General features: G+C 48.4%; 27 protein-coding genes. 13 read left to right on the forward strand and 14 right to left on the reverse strand.

From position 1 onward, the window contains the following. Nucleotides 1-35 precede the first annotated feature (35 nt). From OI69_RS19360 to OI69_RS19880, 7 genes are all read right to left on the reverse strand, one after another. Nucleotides 36-257 (reverse strand): ParE family toxin-like protein, encoded by a 222-nt coding sequence (locus OI69_RS19360; protein WP_235319691.1) that lies wholly within the window; start codon nucleotides 255-257, stop codon nucleotides 36-38. Continuing rightward, nucleotides 232-1071, reverse strand: coding sequence for a helix-turn-helix domain-containing protein (locus tag OI69_RS13575; protein ID WP_039351451.1), 840 nt, complete (start codon nucleotides 1069-1071; stop codon nucleotides 232-234). Before OI69_RS13575 ends, OI69_RS19360 begins: the two co-directional genes overlap by 26 nt. A gap of 80 nt (nucleotides 1072-1151) precedes the next feature. Further along, nucleotides 1152-1967, reverse strand: coding sequence for a YfdQ family protein (locus OI69_RS13580; protein WP_039351454.1), 816 nt, complete (start codon nucleotides 1965-1967; stop codon nucleotides 1152-1154). Between the two features lie 41 nt (nucleotides 1968-2008). Continuing rightward, complete coding sequence (locus OI69_RS13585; protein WP_039351457.1) at nucleotides 2009-2380, reverse strand: hypothetical protein; 372 nt, start codon at nucleotides 2378-2380, stop codon at nucleotides 2009-2011. 281 nt (nucleotides 2381-2661) lie between these two features. Next, a complete protein-coding gene (locus OI69_RS20130; protein ID WP_052198377.1) occupies nucleotides 2662-2883 on the reverse strand; it encodes a hypothetical protein in 222 nt (73 codons plus the stop codon). An 8-nt stretch (nucleotides 2884-2891) separates the two neighbouring features. Continuing rightward, complete coding sequence (locus OI69_RS13595) at nucleotides 2892-3227, reverse strand: hypothetical protein (protein WP_052198378.1); 336 nt, start codon at nucleotides 3225-3227, stop codon at nucleotides 2892-2894. Between the two features lie 43 nt (nucleotides 3228-3270). After that, complete coding sequence (locus tag OI69_RS19880; RefSeq protein WP_154715556.1) at nucleotides 3271-3441, reverse strand: hypothetical protein; 171 nt, start codon at nucleotides 3439-3441, stop codon at nucleotides 3271-3273. Between the two features lie 114 nt (nucleotides 3442-3555). Between OI69_RS19880 and OI69_RS13600 the strand changes: the two genes are divergently transcribed. Then, the gene (locus tag OI69_RS13600; RefSeq protein WP_039351460.1) at nucleotides 3556-3786 is read left to right on the forward strand and encodes a hypothetical protein; all 231 of its coding nucleotides are present in this window, start codon (nucleotides 3556-3558) and stop codon (nucleotides 3784-3786) included. A 756-nt stretch (nucleotides 3787-4542) separates the two neighbouring features. Here the strand turns inward: OI69_RS13600 and OI69_RS13605 are convergent. Genes OI69_RS13605 through OI69_RS13615 form a run of 3 tightly spaced genes read right to left on the reverse strand, consistent with a single transcriptional unit; the run spans nucleotide 4543 to nucleotide 5949 of the window. Continuing rightward, complete coding sequence (locus tag OI69_RS13605) at nucleotides 4543-4908, reverse strand: hypothetical protein (RefSeq protein WP_072034301.1); 366 nt, start codon at nucleotides 4906-4908, stop codon at nucleotides 4543-4545. Further along, nucleotides 4895-5233: a hypothetical protein gene (locus OI69_RS13610; protein ID WP_039351463.1), complete on the reverse strand. Its 339-nt coding sequence runs from the start codon at nucleotides 5231-5233 to the stop codon at nucleotides 4895-4897. The genes OI69_RS13605 and OI69_RS13610 overlap by 14 nt, the downstream gene beginning before the upstream one ends. After that, a complete protein-coding gene (locus OI69_RS13615; protein WP_039351465.1) occupies nucleotides 5233-5949 on the reverse strand; it encodes a LexA family protein in 717 nt (238 codons plus the stop codon). The genes OI69_RS13610 and OI69_RS13615 overlap by 1 nt, the downstream gene beginning before the upstream one ends. Nucleotides 5950-6055: 106 nt before the next feature. Here OI69_RS13615 and OI69_RS13620 point away from each other — a divergent pair, with 106 nt between their 5' ends. Beyond that, a complete protein-coding gene (locus OI69_RS13620) occupies nucleotides 6056-6259 on the forward strand; it encodes a Cro/CI family transcriptional regulator (protein WP_039351468.1) in 204 nt (67 codons plus the stop codon). A gap of 25 nt (nucleotides 6260-6284) precedes the next feature. After that, a complete protein-coding gene (locus OI69_RS13625) occupies nucleotides 6285-6749 on the forward strand; it encodes a YmfL family putative regulatory protein (protein WP_039351471.1) in 465 nt (154 codons plus the stop codon). Nucleotides 6750-6831: 82 nt separating this feature from the next. Here the strand turns inward: OI69_RS13625 and OI69_RS20360 are convergent, their stop codons facing one another. Further along, nucleotides 6832-7101, reverse strand: a complete 270-nt coding sequence (locus OI69_RS20360; protein WP_154715557.1) for a hypothetical protein — start codon at nucleotides 7099-7101, stop codon at nucleotides 6832-6834. A gap of 183 nt (nucleotides 7102-7284) precedes the next feature. On the opposite strand from OI69_RS20360, the gene OI69_RS13635 reads away from it, so the two are divergent. Genes OI69_RS13635 through OI69_RS13650 form a run of 4 tightly spaced genes read left to right on the forward strand, consistent with a single transcriptional unit; the run spans nucleotide 7285 to nucleotide 11484 of the window. Further along, complete coding sequence (locus tag OI69_RS13635; protein ID WP_039351475.1) at nucleotides 7285-8817, forward strand: DEAD/DEAH box helicase; 1533 nt, start codon at nucleotides 7285-7287, stop codon at nucleotides 8815-8817. Further along, nucleotides 8814-9785: a DUF7146 domain-containing protein gene (locus tag OI69_RS13640; protein WP_039351477.1), complete on the forward strand. Its 972-nt coding sequence runs from the start codon at nucleotides 8814-8816 to the stop codon at nucleotides 9783-9785. The genes OI69_RS13635 and OI69_RS13640 overlap by 4 nt, the downstream gene beginning before the upstream one ends. Nucleotides 9786-9787: 2 nt before the next feature. Beyond that, the gene (locus OI69_RS13645) at nucleotides 9788-10792 is read left to right on the forward strand and encodes a DUF968 domain-containing protein (RefSeq protein WP_327078729.1); all 1005 of its coding nucleotides are present in this window, start codon (nucleotides 9788-9790) and stop codon (nucleotides 10790-10792) included. 2 nt (nucleotides 10793-10794) lie between these two features. Next, nucleotides 10795-11484, forward strand: coding sequence for a bacteriophage antitermination protein Q (locus OI69_RS13650; protein WP_052198379.1), 690 nt, complete (start codon nucleotides 10795-10797; stop codon nucleotides 11482-11484). 211 nt (nucleotides 11485-11695) lie between these two features. Here OI69_RS13650 and OI69_RS13655 read toward each other — a convergent pair whose 3' ends face one another. From OI69_RS13655 to OI69_RS13660, 3 genes are read right to left on the reverse strand one after another with little or no spacing between them, the layout of a single operon-like run. Continuing rightward, the gene (locus OI69_RS13655; RefSeq protein WP_039351484.1) at nucleotides 11696-12586 is read right to left on the reverse strand and encodes a tyrosine-type recombinase/integrase; all 891 of its coding nucleotides are present in this window, start codon (nucleotides 12584-12586) and stop codon (nucleotides 11696-11698) included. 52 nt (nucleotides 12587-12638) lie between these two features. Further along, nucleotides 12639-12806 carry a hypothetical protein gene (locus OI69_RS20085; protein ID WP_167335189.1) on the reverse strand — a complete coding sequence of 56 codons (168 nt, stop codon included), beginning with the start codon at nucleotides 12804-12806 and terminating at the stop codon, nucleotides 12639-12641. A 3-nt stretch (nucleotides 12807-12809) separates the two neighbouring features. After that, nucleotides 12810-13268 carry an AcrIF11 family anti-CRISPR ADP-ribosyltransferase gene (locus tag OI69_RS13660; RefSeq protein ID WP_039351487.1) on the reverse strand — a complete coding sequence of 153 codons (459 nt, stop codon included), beginning with the start codon at nucleotides 13266-13268 and terminating at the stop codon, nucleotides 12810-12812. A 125-nt stretch (nucleotides 13269-13393) separates the two neighbouring features. Between OI69_RS13660 and OI69_RS13665 the strand changes: the two genes are divergently transcribed. From OI69_RS13665 to OI69_RS13690, 6 genes are all read left to right on the forward strand, one after another. Next, entirely contained in the window at nucleotides 13394-13729 is a 336-nt protein-coding gene (locus OI69_RS13665) for a phage holin, lambda family (RefSeq protein WP_407668772.1), read from the forward strand. Then, nucleotides 13713-14153 carry a lysozyme gene (locus OI69_RS13670; protein WP_039351493.1) on the forward strand — a complete coding sequence of 147 codons (441 nt, stop codon included), beginning with the start codon at nucleotides 13713-13715 and terminating at the stop codon, nucleotides 14151-14153. Before OI69_RS13665 ends, OI69_RS13670 begins: the two co-directional genes overlap by 17 nt. Beyond that, a complete protein-coding gene (locus OI69_RS13675; RefSeq protein WP_039351496.1) occupies nucleotides 14150-14680 on the forward strand; it encodes a DUF2514 family protein in 531 nt (176 codons plus the stop codon). The genes OI69_RS13670 and OI69_RS13675 overlap by 4 nt, the downstream gene beginning before the upstream one ends. A 2-nt stretch (nucleotides 14681-14682) precedes the next feature. Further along, nucleotides 14683-14940 (forward strand): hypothetical protein, encoded by a 258-nt coding sequence (locus tag OI69_RS13680; protein WP_039351498.1) that lies wholly within the window; start codon nucleotides 14683-14685, stop codon nucleotides 14938-14940. Between the two features lie 82 nt (nucleotides 14941-15022). After that, complete coding sequence (locus OI69_RS13685) at nucleotides 15023-15256, forward strand: hypothetical protein (protein ID WP_039351499.1); 234 nt, start codon at nucleotides 15023-15025, stop codon at nucleotides 15254-15256. Between the two features lie 79 nt (nucleotides 15257-15335). After that, a complete protein-coding gene (locus tag OI69_RS13690) occupies nucleotides 15336-15665 on the forward strand; it encodes an HNH endonuclease (protein ID WP_039351501.1) in 330 nt (109 codons plus the stop codon). Nucleotides 15666-15740 lie beyond the last annotated feature (75 nt).

Raw genomic sequence — 15740 nt, forward strand, 5'->3', positions numbered from 1 at the left:
CTCCAATAAAAAAGCCTCGCTGGTGGCGAGGCTCGTTATTTGTCGATCAGGTTGTTGTAATCGTTGTGAGTGAGTAGCTCCCAACTCGTGCCATCACGACACAACAGACGCCAGCGTTTATTAACTCGTAACGTCTGATATTTTTTACCGTGAGTGCGGTGGGGAATAACTCGACCAGAGCTTACTTGCTTTAAAAGGACGGTTGCCTTTTCTGAAATCCAGAGGGGTGCTTTATTCTGGCTGATGTTCAGTTGCATTCTCGCCCTCGCTGTATTTTTTAAACTCGTCCAGAATGCGCACCACTTCATCTTTAACACCTACAGGCAGGAGCAAATAATCCCTGCTACTCCCCTCACTAACTATTGGAGCAGACCTATAAATTAGCTCGATGAGCCGTTTGATTTTTGCTGCTGGAAATTGCGGCTTAGCGATGGATTTTGTTATTTTCTTTTTGCCAGCAGCTTCCGCCTTCTCCATTAAAGCGGATGCCACTTTATCGGCATAAACACCGTGCTCGCGATTGATATCGATAGCTAGCGCGTAATTCAGAGAGCCAGAGTGGACGAGGCTTTTTAAATACGGTGAGCAGTCTTGATGTAACTGAAGGTGCTGAATAATGTCGGATTCAGACCGCTTCACTTTTGCTGCAATCTGAGCGTTTGACCAGCCCTGATTATATAAGCGGTGATATGCCGCCCCACGCTCCAGTGGTGTTAGCGCCAGCCCTTGAGAGCTGGTAACCATGAACGCGATTTTATCGGCTTCTGTCCCGACGAAATCCTTACATTCAAGCCGTAGAATTTCATGACCAGCTGCATTTGCTGCTTTAGCGCCAGCAAAACGGTGGTGACCGTCAATCACCTTAACGCCGTGCTCAGTAACTTCTACAGCTAACGGCGGAATATATTCCCCAGCAATAAACGCATCTTTGAACTCAGTTACGTGTGCTGGGTCCAGTTCTCGGACGTTATACCCGTCCTCGGCATAAATTTCGGAGATTGGGACGAGGTGGGTTTTTCTAACCGTGATACCAGTTTCTTTGCTGGCATAGCGTTGATTTAATGTCGCCATATTATTCATTCCTGTGTCGGGTAAATGCTTCACTATGCGCAGCACAGGCCGCGCATAAGGATTCACTTACTTAGGGTGGGTTAGATAGAACCTTCGTAAATCGGGACGTTTTCGAATGCGGTTTGCAGTTCAGTAACGATTTCACTGAATGCGTGTTCGACGATCTTTTCAGGGTCGATCAGCTCGTACCAAAGAATTAACTGACCTTCTTTAATGCGGTAGCGGAATCGGGCATCAACCTGATAAGTGTTGCCATTGTGGAACGGCGCGATAGCGAGACTGATTTTTTCCGGCAATTGAGTATTGCCGCCGCCTGATTTGTCATCTGAATACGCAAACTGCGTTGTACCGTCATGCAGGCGTTTAACAGACTTGAACTCAGACTTGCGTGTTTCCTGGAATGCCAGAACCATTTCGAGCAGTTCTACACCAGACGGCCCAGCGTAGGTATCGCTGACCGCTGCAATGTCGCTGATATGGTTTTCGATAAATTCACCGAAATCGATCTGCGTCCGCGCTTTACCGTCGAATACAGTCCACACCAGCCACTCTTTCGAGAATGGGCAATCGTAGACAGCCTTATGTTTTCCCCATTCCGGCAGGTCTGGGGATTTGTGATAATCCAGAACGGCAACTACCTTCGTTTTGGTGTTATCAGCAAAAATTGCCGTGCGCGGGTCTTCGTATTTTTTAACGTAGGCGATGAGTGATGAAATGGAGATCAGATTAACGTTCTGACGAATCAGGGAAGGGGTTAACTGATAATCTTCAAGTGACTCAACAGAGTGATTATCCGGCACTACAGCGGTCGGAATGTAGGTATTTGGGGTGTGTGCTGTAATAGCCAGATTACGAATTTCAGACACGGCAGAGCCGTCAACAACTTGTGATGACATGAGGTTTTTCCTTTTTGAAGGGGGAGGGCTAATTGAGGAAATTAGCTGTTGGATTGCAGCCTGATTGGCGCGGCATTACTTTTTGTTTCGATAACCTTTAAATCCAACTGCACTTGGTCAGGGTCATCGCGTAGCAGGTCGCCATCCGCCGTAGAAAACATGACGGTATCGGCCAAGTCCAATTTTGGTTTGTTGAATTTGATGTCCGGCGTCACTTTCATCTGATCGTCTGTACGAGTGTTCAGCATTTCTACGCTCAGTGTCAGTGTCACGGAGCCTTTTTTGCGGGTTTCCCGAACAGCTTGAATAATCATTGCGAGCGTTTCGGTTAGTTCAGCATCCAGAGTGCCTTTATTGATGTAGGCGATCTGTTGGCTGAAATTAGTGCATTTACTTTCAGCATTTTCAGACATGGTTATTTCTCTCTGTAAAAGGGGCGATCAACCGCACTCGGAACACTATCTTCGCCTCCGTAAGTTGGTTAGAAGATCGGTTGACCGCCAAGAGATACAAGGGTGTTGCGGCGGTATTACCACAACGGAAAGGGCACATCTGGCCACGGCACTCGTTCAAATGGAATGCCGAGGTGAAAAACCGTCAATGCCCTTACCTGTTGTGTGCCGGTTACGAATCCGGCGACGCGAAGCCGCGCCCGGTTATGCCCTGGTGAAGGCGAAATTGGGGGATTATAAGATTAGCCGTTGCCGTTGCCGTAGCCGTTGCCGTAGCCGTCGCCGTAGCCGTAGCCGTCGCCGTTGCCGTCGCCGTTGCCGTAGCCGTCGCCGTAGCCGTAGCCGTCGCCGTTGCCGTCGCCGTTGCCGTAGCCGTCGCCGTCGCCGTTGCCGTCGCCGTTGCCGTAGCCCGATCGCGTAGCTGTTAGCGTCACAGATTCGGCGTCACAGATTTTGATCGCCATTTATGACCTCACAATTTGTTATTTTGAACGCGCATCAGGTGAATAACGGTCAATTCATGAGTGAGCAGGTCTGATGTTTTACGTAGTCGCGTATCATCAGTGGGTCCTGATATTGCCAGTTGACCCAAACCCTCAGAGGTTCCCCAGCGCTCAATAACAGAGGCGTTAGTGATACTGAGGTAATCGCCAGATTTGGTTACATCACCAACCACAATCCAACCACGTTGCAGTGTGACGATATAGCGAGCGCCATTTTCGATGGGGGATGATGATTCAGACTTAACGCCGCCGAACAGTGCCGCCAATTCTTTAGCCTGTCCGATAGTCATTTCATTGATATTCATTTGTTACCTCGTTTGTTTAGATAATTAGAGAATTGCTGGTGGTTTAAATTACTGTGCTGATGCGTCCATACGCTCGTTTAAGGTGATTCATCGCCAACCACCATCTTGCGTTGCAGTGCAGTGCGACTGCTTGTTTAGCAATTTCGCGTGCTTCATTAAGTTTCTTTTTGTTGATTTTCATAATGACCTCAACTGCTGGTGGTAGATATTTCATTCATGCGCCCGTAATGATTGTGGGCGCAGGGTATGAAGCCTCGCTTGATGTGCTGGGATATTTACCCACGCCCAGCCGTGCTATCCTCTTAGCCCCAGCAGCAAGGAGGATAAAATGTCAACAACCCTGAAGCGTTATTTCGCTACACACATTGTTCAAAGTGATATCGATGGATTGTATGAAATGTGCAGCCATGTCCAGCCCGCAGGCAAAGACGGCGAAAAAATACCTGCAAGCGAGCTTGAAATGACTGAAGCATGGTTAGCGTCAAGAGAGGAGCTTGAGAGGCTTCACGATCTGCTATGTCAGGTCTTAGGAAAGCCTCGCGGCCTGCGCAAGCTCTGATCGCGCTTGTTGAACGATGTCACAATCAGGAAGGGCAGATAGGTAAATAATCTTCCCTTCACGAATAGCGGCACGGTATCGTTGAACCTGTGCCGCATTTTTCGCATCTCTTTCAGCATTACCTGTTGGCTTGCTTAACAGATGATTCAGCACAGCCAGATCACGTAATGTTTTCTCATCCGGTACAAACCTTTCAGTTGTCATCGCTTTATTCTCATTCAGTGGTTTTATGCCTACCTCCCAGAACTGGCTGAGGCAGGGTAAATCCGCTAATTTTTAGGCTGCTTACGCGTTAAATCGGACGCCACCCGTAACTAAGTGATGCATTACGCCTCCTTTCCCTCACTACGTCGCCGTGGGAACCCGACCTGTAACACCGTCGTCGCGCCACCTGAGATCAATCAGGTATTGATTGCGGTCTATCCGCGTTAGTTGTGCATTGGCTTATCTCCTGTAGTTGTTTACTTCTCCTTTGCTCTGGTCACGACGTAGCTCTCACTACCCCTGCACCCCTCGCACTCGCCCCAGTTTTGCAGTACTGGGGGTCTAAGCGGTCACGTTCTCTGTGATTAAAAGTACCGCAGGTATTAAATTATAGCAATACTTAAGGTATTAAAATAAATACCGCAGATAATATTATGTTGTTTTTAAAGTGAATTTATTTTTTAGATGGGTACGGTTTGATTGTGCGCCGCATAAACTACGGGCGAAAAAAATCCCGCCGTAGCGGGATAAGGTCATCTGTGCTTTAGGGATTTAGAAAAGTAATCTTGCTGCTGCCAGTGATAGGCCGGCGACACTTATCGCAGTAACTATTGTCCAGATGATCTGCTTATTTACTGCGGATGTAATTGCCGCAGTCATATCACTAACGCTCGGTTTTTTAGATAGTTTTTCATCTATATCAAGCTGCTTCTGTAGAATCACTGCGACATCGCGAGACGTTTTCGCCGAGCTTTCTCGCAGAGAGCGGATATCAGCTCTGGCCTCTGCAAGGTTTGCTTTAATGTCTTCGACATTGGCTTCAAGTTTTGCAACTCTTACTTCAAGCATGTCATCACCTCCGCCGCCGCCAGTAGGAATATCACCATTGAATGGTATTACGTTATCAGGTGTTGGCATTTTTTTCACCTATTGCGACCGCCGTATTTTCCTTCACCCATGCCAATATAGGCAAGGCGTCTATGTTTATTGTGTTGCTACATTTTTTACAGACCATGGAAAGATAATATTGATCCGCGTTAGGTGAATATATACTTTCTTTTTTAAATACATTCACATAGGAACCAAGCCGCATACCTATATGCATTCCTACGTTTGCGCTTACCTGTTGTACAGATAAATCAGATGAGCCACAAAGGGGGCAATGAAGCGCGACACCTTTATGAGAGAAGTATAAAATTAAATTGTTTAGATTGATCAATTCAAAGCCATGCTCACTTGCCATTAAACCAACCTCATCATAGTTTGAACAGCTACAGCGATGATTCTGCAATTTCCGTTTATCTGTATTGGTGGCCATACAGGGTTAAGTGCCTTAAGCATCCTTATTCCTGAATCCTCAAGATACTGCTTGAATGTTGCTTTGTTATCGCTATCTAGTTTAGCAACCACCAAATTTCCGTTAACGGCTTCACGTCCGGTATCAAACAAAACCAGCGTCCCATCAGGAACGCTTATTCCTGTTGGGGCTGTCATTGATACCCCTTCAACGCGCAACCAGAATGCTTGCCCCATAATCTTTACGTCAGACTCATACCATTCATCAATTTGATCGAGTGTTAGTAATTCATCTGCATCATCCCATGCGCCAGCCTTCACCAGACTTATTACTGGATAACTTCTACCTGCGCCAGGTTCATAGGGGCCGGCATATGTGACGTTCGCGTCAGCTGTAGATGCATATGATGATGCATCTGATGCCAGTGCTGGGCTGAAATCAGATATTGGAACCTGTAGGGTTTTTGCAAAAATTGATGCAACAGCAACGTTTAGTGCATTTCTTCCGTTCAGGTAATGACCCACAGCTCCCTGAGTAATATCTAACTCATCGGCTATTTGCTGCTGGGTCACGCCTAATGACTTTTTCTTCGACTCGTACAAAGCCTTAAGACGCTTAGCATCCTCTAGCTGTTCCGTGGTCAGTGGCTTCTTCTTTTCCATCCTTGAATTCTAATACCGTAGTTATTAAAAAATGAAATACCGCAAGTATTGATTTATTTAATACTTTCGGTATTATTAATTTGTAAGTGAGTTCAGGAGCCCAAAAATGCAGAAACAAACTCTCGCTGATTTCGTCAGGGAGAACGGTCAAGCGAAAGCTGCTGATGCAATCGGTGTTCACCAGACCGCAATCAGTAAGGCCGTCCGAACTGGCCGAAAAATATTTGTTACCCACCTGCCAGACGGCAGTGTTGAAGCGGAAGAGTTACGTCCGTTTCCGTGCGGAAAGATTAACTCGTCAGCAGCGTAACAGTAACTACCAAAGGTAAACCGTGATGGTAGACATCAAAGAAACGATAAAAGCGATGTGCAAGGCGTACCCGGGTGGACGTTCTGCAATGTCTGGTGCGCTGGGCATGTCGCTGATGCAGTTCAACAACAATCTTTACGAGAAAAACGGTTGTCGTTTTTTTGAGCTTCATGAACTGGAAGCGATGGAAGACATTTCCGGCACATCACTGCTGGCCGAATATTTCGCGCAACGTCGCGGCGCATTGCTGGTGGATGTTCCTACGTTTGATGACCTTGATCGTGTTGAGCTGTACAGCCGCTCTGTGCACACCGCTGCCCAGCGCGGGCAAGTCGATCAGATGATTCAGAAGGCGATTGAAGACGGCGTGATTGATGAAGACGAATCACGGGAAATCATGAGCCTGCATAACAAGCATCTGGCTGCACGTGAAGCCGAAATCCGTTCAATCCTCTCGCTGTTTGGTCGCCACCGCGTCAAACGAGAATAACTCAGATGGCCATCTGCCTTAATCACACAACTATTTGATTTATAGAGGTGCCAGATGGACACATTCAACTATGTGAAACCTGTTATGCCATCCGTGTATTGCCGCGAGGATGCCGCTTGGATTCAGGAAATGTTGGGAAAGTTACCCCGCGTGCAGCGGGAGAAAATCGCGTATGCCTACGCGGATGCATACCGCGAAGCCCACGACGCTGAACCGGTTTCGTTCCGTCAGGAAAACGCAGGCCGATACGCAGCAAACACACGCCTGCGGTTGTACGTCGAGCGGTATTCACGGGCCAGTCAGGGATTTGCATCACCGCCGCCACTGGCACAAGACGCGAGGATTGCAGCATGAATTTTTCATCTGGTGTTTTTTTATGCGGGGGAGAGGGAAGGGGTAAGAGGGGGGAAAGGGGGGAGATCGGGGCAGGGTGTGAGGGAAGGGAAGGCACTACCAAAGAGAGATGATCTAAAGGGATCGATCAGTGAATTGCCGGACATGTTTATTTATACAGTAGCGGAGTGAAAAACAGAAAATGCTGAACATTACGCCAAATTTAGCGCAGGGACGTGGATTGAACGCACTGCGAGCAAACTGGAAGACTTATGCCAGCTTCATGATTTACAGCCCGGTGGGCAGCGGCAAAACCGGACTGGCGGCATTCATCACTGACGGCCTGATTTCCCGCAATCTGCGCGTAATGTTTGTGGCTCCGTACACTGTGCTGTTAGACCAAACGGCAACGCGTTTTGTTGAATACGGCCTGCCTGCGGAAGAGATCGGTTACGTATGGTGTGATCATCCGGCGTATGACCCGACGCGTCTGATTCAGATAGCGTCCGCTGATACGCTGATTCGTCGTGAATTCCCCGACAATATCGACCTGCTGTTTATCGATGAAGCACATCTGAAGCGCAAAACGATTCTGAAAACCATAGATCATCTGACAAAGAACACTGCGACGAAAGTGATCGGGTTGTCCGGTACGCCATTCGCTAAATTCCTCGGTAATTACTATCAGAAGTTGATCAAGCCGACGACGATGAAAGAACTGATCGAAATCGGCGCACTGAGCAAATACGAATTTTACGCCCCATCAACACCTGACCTGAGCAAGATTAAAACCGTCAGTAATAGCGATTACGGTTCTGACTACAACGAAACCCAGTTATCTCACGTCATGAGTGACGCCAAGCTGACTGCCGACATCGTTCAGAACTGGCTGGAGAACGGTCAAAACCGCCAAACGGTATGTTTCTGTGTCGATGTGGCTCATGCCAATTTCGTGGCAATTGAATTTAACCGCCTGGGCGTGTCGGCTGAAATCATGACGGCAAAAACCCCGCACGACGAACGCCAGCTAACCATTCGCAGATTTGAGCAAGGCATCACGAAAGTTATCGTTAACGTCGGTGTGTTGGTTGCTGGGTTTGACAGTGACGTGCGCTGCATCATCTACGCTCGCCCCACAAAATCAGAGATTCGCTGGATTCAGTGCCTAGGGCGCGGCCTCCGTTCTGCCCCAGACAAAGACCACTGCCTGATATTCGATCACTCCGGCACGGTTCATAAATTGGGTTATCCAGACGACATTGAGTATGACGGTCTGCTATCCAGCTCTGACGGTATGGAAGATGCACCAGTTAACACGTCAAAACCAGACCAGGCAGAGCGCTTGCCGAAGGAGTGCCCATCCTGCCATTTCGTGAAGCCTGCCGGAATTTATATCTGCCCTAAATGCGGATTTAAGCCCCTGTCTGGTGAAGACGTGGAAACCGACCGCAGCCGTGGCCTAGCCAAAGTCAGTAAGACGAAAGAAAAACACACCGCTGAAATGAAACAGGCGTGGTGGTCACAGATTCTGTTCTATCAGCGCATCCGCAGCACGCAGGGAAAACCCGTCAGTGACGGTTGGTGCTCTCACACATACCGCAAGAAATTTGGTGTCTGGCCCAAAGACCTGCACCGCACCCCTCAAGAGACTTCACCGGAAGTCATGAACTACATCAAATCACTACGCATTGCCTACGCAAAAGGCCAAGCCAAATCAGAAGGAAAAGCAGCATGAAAACGTCACAAGCGGCTATTGGCAAATGGCCTCAGATTTTTGAGTACTACGGATTACCTCCTGTTACAGGGAAAAACCATTTCAAGGGCGAATGTCCTATGTGCGGCAAGAAAGGAAAGCTGCGCATTGATGATAAAGAAGGCGCTGGAACGTGGGTATGTGTCTGCGGCTCTGGTGACGGCTGGTCATTACTGACTCACTCAACGGGGAAAGATTTCGCCACGCTGGCACCTGAAGTCGATCGCTTAATCGGTAATGTTTACGTCCGTGACGAACAACAAGCCCCAGCGCCGAAAAGCGCCCCGCAGGCTCATCGTGAAAAAGTTATCCGCAAATTTCCTACGCTGGCACATCTGCGTGGAACGCCAGCCGCTCAGTATCTGTTTAATCGTGGCATAACAAACCTACCCAGTGACGCTATCCGTTACTGCGATAGTCAGCGAGCGATGGGGGAAATATTCCAGGCCATTTACTCACTCGCTACCGACGATAAAGGGAATCTGTGCTATCTGCACCGCACGTTGTTGGACGGCGATAAAAAAGCAGACATAGGACAATCACAGAAACGTCTGATGAAGCTGCAATCGGAAAGCTATCTTGAGCATGCCCGATCAGTTGCAATTCGCATGTTCCCAGTCGCAACAACGCTGGGTATCTCAGAGGGCATCGAAAACGCGCTGTCATGCCATCAAATCACAGGCTGTAACACATGGTCAGTGATGAATTCAGCCTTCATGAAGAAGTTCCTTGCCCCTCGTGGTGTAACGCACTTGATTATTTTTGCTGACATGGACAACAACGCAACGGGCCACGCGGCTGCGTTCGCGTGTGCTGAGGCGAACTTGAAGGCAAAAAACGACATTCAGCGTGTATCTGTCCGTTGGCCTAAAAGCGGGGATTTCAACGACCTGCTGACAGAAGGGCGCGACGTTTACGAACAAACATTTCATCGCGGCGGTGTTCAATGAGAATGCTGCTGAATCCTGTTGTTGTCCCTGAACTGGGGCAAGTCATCCTGCGGCCTGGTCGCGACAAGTTGTCTCTGTTCCGTCAGCGGATTGTTGTGGCCTCTGCTACGCACGACATGAAAGACAAACCATCCGGCGTACTGCAAACAGAACAGCCATTGATTAACGAAAAGTGGATGGGTTTTCTGACGCATGAGAGGGTTTTTAACGCTGCTGGTGGAAAAAATGCGCTGGTGGCATGGCTGAAACAGGGAATTGGTTGTCAGTGGCACGGTGACTATCACCACGAAGAGATAACAATTCTTGAAAATGGCATTGGTGCGATCCGCTTGTGCTGGCATCACGATAATGAGCTACGTGAAAATCCTGATATGGTTCGAGTCCACGTAGCACAAAATATTGCTAACTATGTCGTCTATTCGGCTCGTCATTGGTTTTTATTTCCCGAAGGTCACCAGATGACAGAACCGGAGATTAGCTGGTGGTCTATTCTGCACAATGTTTCAGATTTACTCCCGCGTGACGCAATCCGCGCCGCACTTCGTATGCCGATTATCACAGAACAGCCAGGCCCACAGAATGAACGTGACCTCATTTGTGAGCATGTAGTCCCGGCGAAAGAGATTATCGAAAACCGCGTCGGGAAAATCCAACCCATCCTGAAGCTGGCTATTGATTCAGAGCCTGCGGCGGGCTTCATGCTACGTCCAAAGCTGAAACGCTGGGAACACGAAAAATACACACGATGGGTAAAAATGCAGGCGTGCTGCGCATGTGGCGAACGCTCAGACGACCCGCACCACATTATTGGTCACGGACAAGGCGGCATGGGAACAAAGGCACACGACCTGTTTGTTATCCCGCTGTGCCGCATCTGCCACGACTCACTACACAGAGACATGAACGCATGGGAGGCGGAGCACGGCAGTCAGATAGGGCTGTTGTTCCGTTTTCTAGATTATGCGCTGGGCATCGGCGCGATAGTTATCGATCGGAAGAGGGCATAACGATGAACCAGCAATATTTGGAATACCTGCGCGGCTGTGTGAGTACAGCACTAGCTGACATACAGAGAACCAGCACAAGCGGGGCAGGCGTAGGGGCTATCAGAACGACAAAATACCCGCGCCAGCGTAAGCGAGTCGTTGCTCTAGACGACCGTAATGTTTGTGCCACAACAGACGCGATGCACTGCCCTGAAACCCGAAGCAGAAAAAGACCCGCTCCACCGATTGACCCCATCACATATGGAACAGCGTCATGGCGTCGTGCTGTCAATGAATTAGAACCACATCATACGGCATGGGTTCGTTACTGCTACGGCAACGACTTGAACTATGAGTATCAGAAAGCAATCTGCCTGCACGTTTGGAACGAATACAAGCCAACTCTGACATGGAAGAAAACTACAGATAAAGTACGCCGCCGTATTGAATCACTCATCTGGCTGGTTGTTCAGCGCTACGCAGCAACATGCGGCTGCGTATTCGTTTCTCGCGAGTATAACGATAGTGAATTAGCGAAATTGTCAGGCGTTAGCCGCTCGACGTGGTCAGAGAATTACAAGAATCACTGGGACGGTTTAACTGAGATAGTTTCCGAGTTAGATAGCGACTCACTTAACACAATTATTAAAAAGAGAAATGAATCACGTTTAAAACAAATCGACGCGCAATCATTGCAAAACCGAACAAATTAAGCTAAATTTAACGTTGATTTGATATGCTGCCATAAATTTAATTGGCGGCAACAAAAAACAAGAAACCCGCTATCAGTGCGGGTTTCTTTATGGAACCGAGGGGGGTTGCATGAGCGATGAAAACACACAACAACCCTGCGACTGGCATTCGTTCCTACAAGAAGAAAGCGCTGATGCTGACTTCATGACGGAACGTCAGGATGTGATCGAGCTAGATGACTAGCCGCCGCCATTCCTTTCCGTAATCATTATTGTATTGATCGGTTGTGCGTTGGTATTTGTGGCCCAGCAATCTTCGCGTATCAATTCCCTGATCACGATAGAGTCGCTCAGCTAATGAACGCTGTTCGTGAAACGTTGGCGGCGCTCCCGTCCAGTGTTCTTTTTCAAATGCGGTATCACGCGCAATCTGAAACCACGTTGTTAGTGAGTGCGGCGATATTCTGCGCGAATGGAGCATGTAGCTACTTCCCGGACAATCATTGAGAGCGTCCCGTAGTGATATTTCAGCAATCTCAAGCGTTAATGCTGTCGGGATCGCTATTTTCGCTCCTGTTTTTTGCTGTTCGATGTGTAAATGTTCATCGAAAACTTGTGCGCGCGTCATGTCGGAAATATCCCGTCTACGTTGGGCGGTGACGATGGCCAGTCGCATTGCATGATGAAAATAGACGGGGCAGACACAGAGCGCTGCGTTATAGATGCTGCGCCATTCTGAAAGTGTTAGTTTTTCCCGCCTTACCAGCGCCTCGGGTTTTAGCACTGACGTCACCGGGTTTTTATAAACCCAGCCGTTGTACTCAGCTTCTCTGAATAGATCGGTAAGAAGAAAATGGCATATTTGCGCTGACCTGTTTTTGTTTTGCTCAATATAAAAACTCAGCACGGTAACGATATGTTGTGGCTGAACGCTGCGCATTGGGATATTGCCGATCAGTGAATTTATTGTGCGAAGCATTGTAAGTTTGTTGCGACGAGTTTTTTCATCGAATGGCTTAGCTGTAATGATTGACTCATACACAGTGATCCACGTTGAAACCCGTTTAAATGAGTGATTCGCCCAGCCGATTAGAGCTGGGGCAATGTAGTTTGTGATGTTCATAGCGCCCTCTATTTTAAATGAAGCTGCCTGCGCGGCAGTAAGAGGGTGCTTCTTATTTTATCGTCGGAATCTCGCGGCGCACAGAGCAAAGCTTGCTGTCAACGACGATCCATTCTGCATTAAGCCAGTCCTGAACTTTTTGTGGGCGCACACCCATATGACGGGCAAAGGCGGCTTGATTGCCGCCGAAATACAGATTGATGTATTCGATCAATAGCATGATTTACTCCGCGATGATTGCAGGATTAACGATGAGATAGCTAGTGCCGTGCTCGTCGTCCATTTCTACGGCATCGAAACCGAGGTGAGCAGCTACGCGACCACGCAGGCGTTGCATTTCCCAGCCTGCGTCTTCAGTTGCAGAGCGAGGGGACAGAAATTCAGCGAATGAATCATCACACTCATCATCAGCGATGGCGTTCGCAATTTCTTCGATAGTTTCCTCATCGGCTTCAATTTCGCTGCTCAGAAACTCAATTACTTCATCAATACGGGCATTCAGAGCTGAACTGTCGGTGATATTTTCCACGTTGTATGCATGAACGAAGCTTCCGTGAGAATCCGCAGCATCAAAATCAGCACTAGCGAAGATACCATCAAAAACGTTGTCGCCTGACATCGCAAAAGCGCCAACTTTGATTACTGGAGCTACGTTGCTGTATGAGCCGTGGAACAGTTTCATTTTGAATCCCTCAATCTCGTTTCGATGAATTCAATATAACCGATAATCGGTTATGATACAACATTTATTTTCACCTTTTTTAATCACACACAGCGCCGACCAAACGGGAGGTGGAGACTATGAAGATGCCAGACAAAAACCCCGACATGTGGGCGCAAATTATTGCGTGGTTTACACAGAAAGAAGTCGGTTACTCAGTTGCTGCCGCAATCATGGCACTTTTGCGAGCAGCATACGTTGGCCGCGACAGTTGGTCACGGCGATTGCTTGATGCTGCTATGTGCTCACTGGTGGCTTATTACATCAATGATGGGCTGTCAGCGCTGGGTTGGGATTCAAGCCTGGCATCAATGGGCAGCGTGTTCATCGGCTTTCTCGGTATTGATTACATCAGCTCTATTTTGCGTCGCGTAGTCGGTAACAAAACTGGAGCGGGGGTAGACAATGCAGATCAGCGCTAACGGAATCAATCTGATTAAACAGTTTGAGGGTTGCGAACTGTCAGCGTACCAAGACAGCGTGGGCGTGTGGACAATTGGCTATGGGTGGACGCAGCCGGTCGATGGAAAACCTATCCGTCGCGGAATGACGATAGATGCAGTTACTGCCGATCGGCTACTAAAAACTGGCGTTGTGCAGTACGAGCAGGCGGTGAACCAACTGGCGAAGGTGAGCATCAATCAGAATCAGTTTGATGCGCTGGTATCGTTTGCGTACAACCTGGGTAATCGCTCGCTCTCTACATCGACGCTACTGAAAAAGCTGAATGGCGATGATATATCTGGCGCTGCTGCCGAGTTTCTGAAATGGAATCGTGCTGGTGGAAAAGAACTAGCCGGGCTTACTCGACGTCGTGAGGCGGAGCGTGCTCTGTTTCTGTCATGACGAGCTTGCTACTGAAATACTGGAAGCCATTGGCGCTCGTAGTGCTGGTGGCTTTTTTAATATTGGGATTCTCGCACTGGCGATATACAGCCGGTCAGGATGATGCCAATGCTGCGTGGCAACACAAGTGGGACCAGCGCAATACAGCAGATGCTGAGGCGCTGGCAAAACGTCAATCTGATGAGCGTCAGGAAGAACGACGCAGACAGGAAGCGATCAATGCGATATCGACTAATGCGCAGCGTGAAATTGAACAAGCGCAGACTGATGCTGTTAACGCTCAGTCTGCTGCTGTCGGGTTGCAGTCAGCAATCGGAAAACTCAAACGGCAATTGGCAGCAAGTGAAACCGGCCGCATTTCCTCAGTTGTCGCAGCAAGCGCGGCAAAATCCGAGGCCGCAATACTGCTTGCCGAGCTGCTTAGCGAATCTGACAAAGCGGCGGGAGAGTATGCAGCAGAGGCTGACGCAGCTTACAGAGCAGGAATGACGTGTGAACGTGCCTACGGCGCAATAACCGGAGAGTAAAAATGTCTTTTAAGTTTCAGCTTAATCAGGTTGTAGAAATCGGAATTAGTGGCGAAGTAGGCCATGTAAAAGGTCGCGCTGAGTATTCAGGGCACATCAACGGCTATCAGGTGCATTACAAAGCGGCTGATGGTCGTGCGCAGGAAAAGTGGTTTGATGAAGATGATATCGTTGCGGTGGAAGATGAGCGATCACCTGGTATGCCAGTGTTCTGTGTAAACGCTGATGACATTCCTGCTGGCGCAGTGATTGAAGGTTAAGGCATTACAGCAGGCATTCACTGAGTGCCTGTGATAATGTAATCCTCTTATTGCAATTATTCAGCTTATCCTCGGGAATTAGATGACAGTGAAAAAATCAGAGCGTGGGGTTGGGGTATATGAGCGTACTCTTTATGATGCTAATCTCAGTAATGATTTTTTTAATGTCATAAAGGATGACATAGAGAAAACGCTATCCGTAATACGAGAAGAGGATGGTGAGATCGAATGGTATGAGCATAAGCTTATGTTCCATGGAATCAATGGTAAGAACACTGTTAGTGTTTGGATATACGCAAGGCTGAAACAAGATTAGATTCATACTTACTTCCATTCTAGCCCTGGCATCTGCTGGGGCTTTTTGTTTCTACAATCCTTACAACAAGGTGCTAGCTATGAGCAAACTAAAACCTTATGGCAGCAAGTGGCAGCGCTCACGGCTTGAATATCTCCGCACTAACCCGCTCTGTGTGATGTGCCGTGATGCTGGCCGATATGAGCCAGCCGTGGTTGTTGACCACATCAAACCTCACAAGATGCATGATGCCAAGACGCCTGCGGAAATGGCGACTGCACAGCGCTTGTTCTGGGATAAAAAGAATTGGCAAGGGCTGTGTAACCCACACCACAACTCAACCAAGCAGCGAATGGAGAAGAGTGGGAAGGTCATCGGATGTACTGAGGATGGCTTACCGCTGGATAGCAATTCGCATTGGTTCAAATGAGAATGAATATCAAAAGAGACAAATGATAACGATTCTCAACATCATGAAGGGGAGGGCGGGTCGAGAGTCATAGGG

It is taken from the genome of Pectobacterium fontis (assembly GCF_000803215.1).
Taxonomy (GTDB): domain Bacteria; phylum Pseudomonadota; class Gammaproteobacteria; order Enterobacterales; family Enterobacteriaceae; genus Pectobacterium; species Pectobacterium fontis.

Excerpts from the sequence above, each read along its gene's own strand:
- OI69_RS13665 (WP_407668772.1), top strand. The coding sequence starts at position 13,394 with ATGCCAGACAAAAACCCCGACATGTGGGCGCAAATTATTGCGTGGTTT.
- OI69_RS19880 (WP_154715556.1), bottom strand. The coding sequence starts at position 3,441 with ATGAAATATCTACCACCAGCAGTTGAGGTCATTATGAAAATCAACAAA.
- OI69_RS13670 (WP_039351493.1), top strand. The coding sequence starts at position 13,713 with ATGCAGATCAGCGCTAACGGAATCAATCTGATTAAACAGTTTGAGGGT.
- OI69_RS20085 (WP_167335189.1), bottom strand. The coding sequence starts at position 12,806 with ATGCTATTGATCGAATACATCAATCTGTATTTCGGCGGCAATCAAGCC.
- OI69_RS13680 (WP_039351498.1), top strand. The coding sequence starts at position 14,683 with ATGTCTTTTAAGTTTCAGCTTAATCAGGTTGTAGAAATCGGAATTAGT.
- OI69_RS13580 (WP_039351454.1), bottom strand. The coding sequence starts at position 1,967 with ATGTCATCACAAGTTGTTGACGGCTCTGCCGTGTCTGAAATTCGTAAT.
- OI69_RS13615 (WP_039351465.1), bottom strand. The coding sequence starts at position 5,949 with ATGGAAAAGAAGAAGCCACTGACCACGGAACAGCTAGAGGATGCTAAG.
- OI69_RS13600 (WP_039351460.1), top strand. The coding sequence starts at position 3,556 with ATGTCAACAACCCTGAAGCGTTATTTCGCTACACACATTGTTCAAAGT.
- OI69_RS13610 (WP_039351463.1), bottom strand. The coding sequence starts at position 5,233 with ATGGCAAGTGAGCATGGCTTTGAATTGATCAATCTAAACAATTTAATT.
- OI69_RS19360 (WP_235319691.1), bottom strand. The coding sequence starts at position 257 with ATGCAACTGAACATCAGCCAGAATAAAGCACCCCTCTGGATTTCAGAA.
- OI69_RS13625 (WP_039351471.1), top strand. The coding sequence starts at position 6,285 with ATGGTAGACATCAAAGAAACGATAAAAGCGATGTGCAAGGCGTACCCG.
- OI69_RS13640 (WP_039351477.1), top strand. The coding sequence starts at position 8,814 with ATGAAAACGTCACAAGCGGCTATTGGCAAATGGCCTCAGATTTTTGAG.
- OI69_RS13605 (WP_072034301.1), bottom strand. The coding sequence starts at position 4,908 with ATGCCAACACCTGATAACGTAATACCATTCAATGGTGATATTCCTACT.
- OI69_RS13575 (WP_039351451.1), bottom strand. The coding sequence starts at position 1,071 with ATGGCGACATTAAATCAACGCTATGCCAGCAAAGAAACTGGTATCACG.
- OI69_RS13690 (WP_039351501.1), top strand. The coding sequence starts at position 15,336 with ATGAGCAAACTAAAACCTTATGGCAGCAAGTGGCAGCGCTCACGGCTT.
- OI69_RS13635 (WP_039351475.1), top strand. The coding sequence starts at position 7,285 with ATGCTGAACATTACGCCAAATTTAGCGCAGGGACGTGGATTGAACGCA.
- OI69_RS13620 (WP_039351468.1), top strand. The coding sequence starts at position 6,056 with ATGCAGAAACAAACTCTCGCTGATTTCGTCAGGGAGAACGGTCAAGCG.
- OI69_RS20130 (WP_052198377.1), bottom strand. The coding sequence starts at position 2,883 with ATGGCGATCAAAATCTGTGACGCCGAATCTGTGACGCTAACAGCTACG.
- OI69_RS13675 (WP_039351496.1), top strand. The coding sequence starts at position 14,150 with ATGACGAGCTTGCTACTGAAATACTGGAAGCCATTGGCGCTCGTAGTG.
- OI69_RS13655 (WP_039351484.1), bottom strand. The coding sequence starts at position 12,586 with ATGAACATCACAAACTACATTGCCCCAGCTCTAATCGGCTGGGCGAAT.
- OI69_RS20360 (WP_154715557.1), bottom strand. The coding sequence starts at position 7,101 with ATGCTGCAATCCTCGCGTCTTGTGCCAGTGGCGGCGGTGATGCAAATC.
- OI69_RS13585 (WP_039351457.1), bottom strand. The coding sequence starts at position 2,380 with ATGTCTGAAAATGCTGAAAGTAAATGCACTAATTTCAGCCAACAGATC.
- OI69_RS13685 (WP_039351499.1), top strand. The coding sequence starts at position 15,023 with ATGACAGTGAAAAAATCAGAGCGTGGGGTTGGGGTATATGAGCGTACT.
- OI69_RS13650 (WP_052198379.1), top strand. The coding sequence starts at position 10,795 with ATGAACCAGCAATATTTGGAATACCTGCGCGGCTGTGTGAGTACAGCA.
- OI69_RS13645 (WP_327078729.1), top strand. The coding sequence starts at position 9,788 with ATGCTGCTGAATCCTGTTGTTGTCCCTGAACTGGGGCAAGTCATCCTG.
- OI69_RS13595 (WP_052198378.1), bottom strand. The coding sequence starts at position 3,227 with ATGAATATCAATGAAATGACTATCGGACAGGCTAAAGAATTGGCGGCA.
- OI69_RS13660 (WP_039351487.1), bottom strand. The coding sequence starts at position 13,268 with ATGAAACTGTTCCACGGCTCATACAGCAACGTAGCTCCAGTAATCAAA.